This window comes from Paenibacillus sp. P4_A7 (genome assembly GCF_056402455.1).
In genome coordinates this window covers 1-6,687 of sequence record NZ_JBFUHJ010000304.1, presented here as the reverse complement: position 1 = coordinate 6,687, position 6,687 = coordinate 1, and the positions used below count along the sequence as shown (strand labels likewise).

At 40.1% G+C, this 6,687-nt stretch carries 5 protein-coding genes; 4 read left to right on the top strand and 1 reads right to left on the bottom strand.

Features of this window, described 5'->3' with window-relative positions:
* Window positions 1-534 precede the first annotated feature (534 nt).
* The 4 genes from AC1DWN_RS24465 to AC1DWN_RS24450 all read left to right on the top strand — a co-directional run bounded on the left by AC1DWN_RS24465 (window position 535) and on the right by AC1DWN_RS24450 (window position 5,664).
* Window positions 535-1,470 carry an NAD-dependent epimerase/dehydratase family protein gene (locus tag AC1DWN_RS24465; RefSeq protein ID WP_477561503.1) on the top strand — a complete coding sequence of 312 codons (936 nt, stop codon included), beginning with the start codon at window positions 535-537 and terminating at the stop codon, window positions 1,468-1,470.
* 449 nt (window positions 1,471-1,919) lie between these two features.
* On the top strand, window positions 1,920-3,455 hold the full coding sequence (locus AC1DWN_RS24460) for a spore germination protein (RefSeq protein WP_477561502.1): 1,536 nt from the start codon (window positions 1,920-1,922) through the stop codon (window positions 3,453-3,455).
* Complete coding sequence (locus tag AC1DWN_RS24455; RefSeq protein ID WP_477561501.1) at window positions 3,452-4,549, top strand: GerAB/ArcD/ProY family transporter; 1,098 nt, start codon at window positions 3,452-3,454, stop codon at window positions 4,547-4,549. The genes AC1DWN_RS24460 and AC1DWN_RS24455 overlap by 4 nt, the downstream gene beginning before the upstream one ends.
* Entirely contained in the window at window positions 4,546-5,664 is a 1,119-nt protein-coding gene (locus AC1DWN_RS24450; RefSeq protein ID WP_477561500.1) for a Ger(x)C family spore germination protein, read from the top strand. Before AC1DWN_RS24455 ends, AC1DWN_RS24450 begins: the two co-directional genes overlap by 4 nt.
* Window positions 5,665-5,968: 304 nt before the next feature.
* Here the strand turns inward: AC1DWN_RS24450 and AC1DWN_RS24445 are convergent.
* On the bottom strand, window positions 5,969-6,687 hold a 719-nt coding region (locus AC1DWN_RS24445), incomplete at its 5' end, for an ABC transporter ATP-binding protein (RefSeq protein WP_477561499.1).

Sequence of the window (6,687 nt, the reverse complement as noted above, 5' to 3'; positions counted from 1 at the left end):
CTCTTGACCGGATGGTTCGAAGATCCCATCTGATTGTAACGGCAGCCTGCAACCTTCATCAACAAATCCTGCAACGCTACCCCGACAATCCAATTTACTTGGATCCGAACAGATGCAATCTCCAACATTTCAGTAAATCACATGGTCAATCCTCCTTAGAAACCGGTTGAATTCTGGAATCAAATCATCACGGGTCGATACATCTGTACCCAATAACATGTATCTCGTCTCGTAAATTATTTATAACGGTTGCCACCAATCCCATCAAGATGTACGAGTATTTGGTGATCGGCAAACCGGTCGTAGCCACACATATCCCCGAGGTAAAGAAAATACCGTATGTATTTCTTGGTGACGATTATGAGAGCTTTGCACAGCAAATTCGGCACATACTTTCGACCTAATTCAACTTTAAGCTAGTAGATGTCGATGGTTGGTTTCAGCATCAAACTTAGGAAAGCCGCTTTCTGGAGATATAGAAGGCGTTGACCCATCATGCCATCGCAACGAAATAACCTAGGGAGGTATCTACCTATGAAAGTACTCGTTACCGGAGGAGCCGGTTTTATTGGTTCTCATGTGGTTGATTTGTTAATTGAGAAGGGTCATGAGACTATTGTTGTAGATAATCTGGTAACGGGTTATAGAGAATTTGTACCGTCTGGCGCTAGATTTTACAAATTGGATATCGAATCATCACAGCTGGAGATTGTGTTTGCTATTGAAAACCCCGAGATCGTTATTCATTTGGCTGCACAAGTAGACGTTGCGAAATCCATTAAAAATCCTTTGGAGGATGCTCGCTCCAATATTATAGGCACCCTCAATCTTCTGACCTTTTGCCAAAAGTATAAGGTGAAGAAAATCATCTACTCTTCGTCTTGCGCCGTTTATGGAGACGCCAATATGAATCGGGGAAGCATAAGAGAAACATATCCGACTCAACCGCTGAACTTCTATGGCGCTTCGAAATATGCTCCGGAGCTATATATCCAAATATTTCATCACCTATACGGAATTCCCTACACCATTCTAAGATATGCCAATGTTTACGGCCCCCGCCAAACTCCAAAGGGAGAAGGCGGGGTGGTCTCCATATTCACAACCAAACTATTGAAGGGAGAACAGCCCAATATATTTGGAGACGGAAACCAAACACGGGATTTTATTTATGTTAAAGATGTTGCTGCATCAAATGTGAGGGCAGTTGAAGTTGAAAAAGGAAAAAATCGTGTATTGAATGTTGGCAACAATACAAGAACTAGTATCAACCGGCTTTATCAAATGATTACTGCGTCAATGTCGGTTAAAATCTCCCCCATTTATTTTCCGAAGCGCGAAGGTGATATCCAGGATAGTTGTCTGGATAACAAGAGTGTCATGCTTGCTTTGAATTGGAAACCGGAATATGACCTTCAAGAGGGTTTAACGGAGACCATAAAGTATTTTCATGAAAGTAGGAAGTTTTGAGTGTTCTAATATGATCCCCTTTAAGTAGACAATGCTTATGAAGAGCATTGTCTGCTTAAAGGGGATTTGCCTTTAATGCTCATACCCCTGTCAAGTAGACAGTTGAAAAAAGCTATGCTGCCAGCGCGCACCGATATTCAATTGGCGCGCACCAATTGATACGACCATTTCATTAAAAAGTTTTACACTTATTCGACTTGTTCTTTACTATAGTAGGGTAAAACTACCCTAGAGATAATGCCCATGCTGGGCGCACAAATAAAGCAAGCTTGGCATTTGTGCTAAGCATACTTCTTCATTCCAGAAGCGACTTACGTTATTTATATCAATTTGAGCGCGGACCTGTTGTTTGTCGTTTCCATAGGCTCTGCTTGAGCACAATACAACCTGAATAATTTACCTTTTTTGTGGGAAACGTATAGTAAAATTAGTAAGGATGGGTTGAGATCATGACTATTATCAAAAGATGGTTGGGTGGAAAAAAAAGTATTTCAAAAAATAAGTTATCCCCCCCTAATCTTATCCAACCAATCTCAGAAAATCTCGCGATTAATTTGAATATCTTAAAGCAAATATTCAGTCATACCCCAGATCTTGTAATCCGTCATATTCAATTGAAAACAGGGAACACTGCATTACTTGTTTATTTGGATGGACTGATTGATAAAGTAGCGATAGAAAATCACATATTACACCCTTTGATCCATGAATTAGATTCCATTAAAAATATAGAGTCATCGATTACGATTGGGAAGACAGAAACGGTAACCTTATGGCTTGATATTGAACAATCGATTTTCGAAGGTAAAAGCATCCTGTTTATTAATGAACAATCCCATTCGCTCGCTTTATGTACTCAAGGCTGGCCTCAAAGATCAATTAAAGAACCGCAAATCGAATCGACATTGAAGGGGTCACATCAAGGATTTGTTGAAACGTCCGGACAGAACATTGCCCTGATACGCCGCTACATTCCTAATCGCGAACTAAAAATCAAGGAATCTACAGTCGGATCCCGGGCAAAAACGAGAATATCGATGTTGTATCTAGAAGATGTCGTTCAACCTGACTTCGTGAGTGAGATGGAGGATCGCCTACAGCAAATTGACGTGGATGCCATATTAAATACAGGAGAATTAGCGGAATTTATCGAAGACCATCCAATGAGCCTATTTCCCCAGCTAGCATTAACGGAACGTCCCGATACCGCAGCATCCCATATTTTACAAGGGAGAATAGCGCTTGTTGTCGATCATTCACCCAGTGTGCTCATTGCTCCTGTAAACTTTTCTGCGTTCTTTCAAAGCGTCGATGATTATAGCAATCGCTGGATCATTGCTTCTTTTCTACGTTTAATACGTTATCTAGCCTTTATTACCACGATCTCTTTATCGGCTATCTATATTTCCATTGTTTCGTTTCATTATGAGTTATTGCCTTTGGGTTTGTTGATATCCATTGGGGAATCCAGAGCGAGAGTACCTTTCCCTCCTATTCTAGAAGCACTTCTCATGGAACTAGCCTTAGAGATGTTAAGAGAAGCAGGCTTACGCCTTCCAGGTCCCATTGGACAAACAATAGGTGTTGTGGGAGGGATCGTCATCGGCCAGGCTGCAGTACAAGCGGGAATCGTAAGCAATATTATGGTAATTGTCGTTGCGATTACGGCCATTTCCTCTTTTATTATACCTGATTACGATATGTCATCTTCCTTACGTCTAATACGCTTTCCAATGATGATTCTTGCTTCTTTGTTCGGAATGGTGGGAATTGTAATTGGACTGATGATTCTTGCGGCTCACATTTTCTCCATGGAATCATTTGGTATACCCTACGGAAGCCCGATTGTTCCCATCCGACTTCCTGATTGGAAAGACGTATGGATTCGGGTGCCCATGTGGAAAATGAAAAATCGCCCGCTCTCAACCGAACCGACTCAACTAAAAAAACAGGGGACTAATAGAAAGGGCGAGGAGCAACCATGAAATATTCGTACAATCAAATCTCCTTGATCCAATACATCTTTATTATATTTGAAACCCAAGTGGGAATCGGTGTCCTCTCCCTTCCCAACGATTTAGCTAAAACTGCCGGTACTGATGGATGGATATCCATTTTTTTGGGTTGGATTTTAGCTATCCTACTAAGCTTAATTATCTTAAAAATCATGAAAAAAAATCCCGGATCGACTTTATTCGATCTTTTGTCCAAATATTTTGGCAAAGTGGTGGGTAAAAGTATATCTATTATATGGATACTGTACACAGCATTTGCAGCAGGCGTTATCATGTTTTCAACGATCCATATCATAAAGATATGGATCTTGCCGGATATGCCGAACTTCGTCTTGATGATCCTGTTTGTCATTCCCATTTATATGATTACCAAGCATGGAATGAGGGTGATTGGACGCTTTGCCGAGTTTGTTTTTCTTGTTTCTTTGTGGATGCCCTTCTTATTGTTATATACACTGAAGGATATCCAATGGCTTTACCTTCTCCCCATCGGAGAAAAAGGTTTACTTCCCTTTCTGTCTACCATAAAATCAACATTCTTTTCTTTCCTAGGATTTGAAATAGCTTTCATTATTTATCCATTTCTAAAGGATAAGAAATCCGCATCCAAGGGAATTATTATTGCAAATTCTTTATCCATGATGATATTTTTAATAATTACAGTCATCAGTTACGTCAGGTTTGCTCCGGAAGAGATAGCAGATTACGTTTATCCCACTCTCAACTTATTGAAACTCATTCGATTGCCGTTTTTGGAACGGCTGGAGATCATTTTTCTCTGCTTTTATTTGTTTATGATTTTTATGACGATTATTCCTAACCTCTACACGGCTGCATTGGGAACAAGTCAATTATTCGGCAAACAGGATCATAGAAATTCTTTACGGGTAATGTTGTTCCTATGGATCCTATTGTCATTCTTTTTTATTCCTTCTTCTACCCAAATAACTCAATTGGCCAAATGGTATGGGGAGATAGGTTTGTATTTAGCTTTTGTATTCCCTATTTTTCTTTGGATCTACGCATGGCTTTTCCATTTCTTTAGAAAGGAACAGAAACAATGATAAAAATTTACCTCCTGTTTCTAACATGTGCATCCTTATTGTTTGTAGCAGGGTGCGGCAAGTCAGTGTATATAGAGAATCAACATTTTGTTCTTATAGAAGGTATAGATCTTGATGATCACAATAAGCTAGTCGTGTATACGGCGTCTCCTGTCTTCAGCAAAGATGCCAAAAAAAAATATAAAATCACATCCACGAAGGCAATTTCAATTCGCGATGCGAGTGGAAAAATCAATACGAAGTCGAGTGGCACTCCAGCTTTCGGAAAAATACAAACTGTTCTGATCGGAAAAAAACTGCTACTAGAAAGAAATGCGTTTCCCTACTTGGATGTTCTCTTTCGCGATCCCCGAAATGAGATTAATGCGAACGTGATTGTGGTTAATGGAGCCGTGAAAAAGGTAATGTATACAAACATGAGTGATAAAGGCCGAATCGGTGTTGTGATTAAAGATTTGGCAGAAAGTGCATTTAAAAGAAGTGCTGCAGTACAAACCACACTACAGCAATTTCATAAGCAAATGTTGGACAAAGGAGGGACCCCTTACCTAACGGAAATGAAAGCTGAGAAAAATGATCTCGTCATTTCAGGAACAGTTCTGTTACATAAAGATGGCACCTTTGCTACTTCATTGAATAATAAAGAAAGTGCCATATTGCTATTGCTGCAGCGAAATACGAGATATTCGATTCCTTTAACATTTCATCTACCTCCTGAAATGTTTCAGACCGATGAAGAAATGTCTTATGTGAGTTTCGACATCAACAAGGTAAAGTATAACCTCAAGACAAAATTCGTAGAAAACCATTTTATAATTGATTTGAAAATGAAGGTTCAAATCACCTTGTCGGAACGTATGTTTTCTTTCGACTTAGAGAAGAAGAGCAAGCAGTTGGAACAAGCCATTGCACAAGAACTAAAAAAAGAATGTGAAGCTTTACTCAAGAAAGCTCAAAAGCATCAAGTCGCCCCATTTCGTTCTGGGCTTTATGTGCGGGCATATGACTATAAAAACTGGAAGAAAGTCCAGGATGACTGGGGAAAAGCTCTATCTGAAGCCACAGTAAACATTTCCACTAAAGTAATAATCAAAAATATCGGGGTTTCCAAATAGTTTTGATTATTAGAATGATTAAACTATGATTAGCCCTCAAAATTTTATGCGCCTATGTGGTCTAACTGTAATAAAAATAATGTAATGGTTACCCCTCAAACCGTGTTGAGCTTGAAGAATAACCTTCTTTCTACTTATATTGGATTATCTCGACAAGGTGATACCAAATGGTTAATGTCCCCAAACAATCCTTTGTCGAAAAGCCTTTCGGCTTAACCAAATAAACGACCGCTTCCATGTAACAAGACATGTAGCGGTCGTTTATATTTTAACCTTCATTCTAACTGCTCTTATTATTCTGTTTCTAATATTGCTTAATAACCCCAAGGTTTCCCGTTAATCCAAACCACTCAGCGAATGCATCCTGCAATCCTCTTGTGCCTAATTGATTTCGAATATCGGCTGATGTTCCTTCAAGCTCGATATGACCTCCCCTAAGCAAGGCAATTCGATCTGCTAGCACCTCTGCAACTTGTAGCTGATGAGTGGAGAATATAACAGTTTGCCCGTTTGCTGCTGTTTCTTTCACAATCCGTACAAAGGTTTCTATCCAGTATGGATCAAGGCCATTTGTCGGTTCATCCATTAAAATAATTGGTGGTCTAGCTAATAATGCTTGCGCAAGCAATACGCGCTGGCRCATTCCTTTGGAGAAGGAGGTTACTGATTTCTTCCCTGTGTCCTCAAGGCCGACTTCCCTCAGCACTTCCTTTACTCTAAGCTTCGGTATCCCCCGAAGTGCTGCCCAGAATGCGAGCGTTTCATAAGCGGTTAATCCTTGAGTGAAACGAAAATCGTCGGGCATGTAGCCTATAAGTTCGGCATAACGTTTGCGATCATCCTTCCAGCGCAACCCTCCAACGGTTATGCTGCCGCTTTCAGGCTGAGAAATACCTGCAATCATTCTCAGAATCGTACTCTTGCCTGCTCCGTTTCCCCCGCACAAAGCCAATATTTGACCTTGATCAACCTGCAGATCAAGTGAATGAATGACTACCTGCTTCTTCATTGACTTTTTTACGC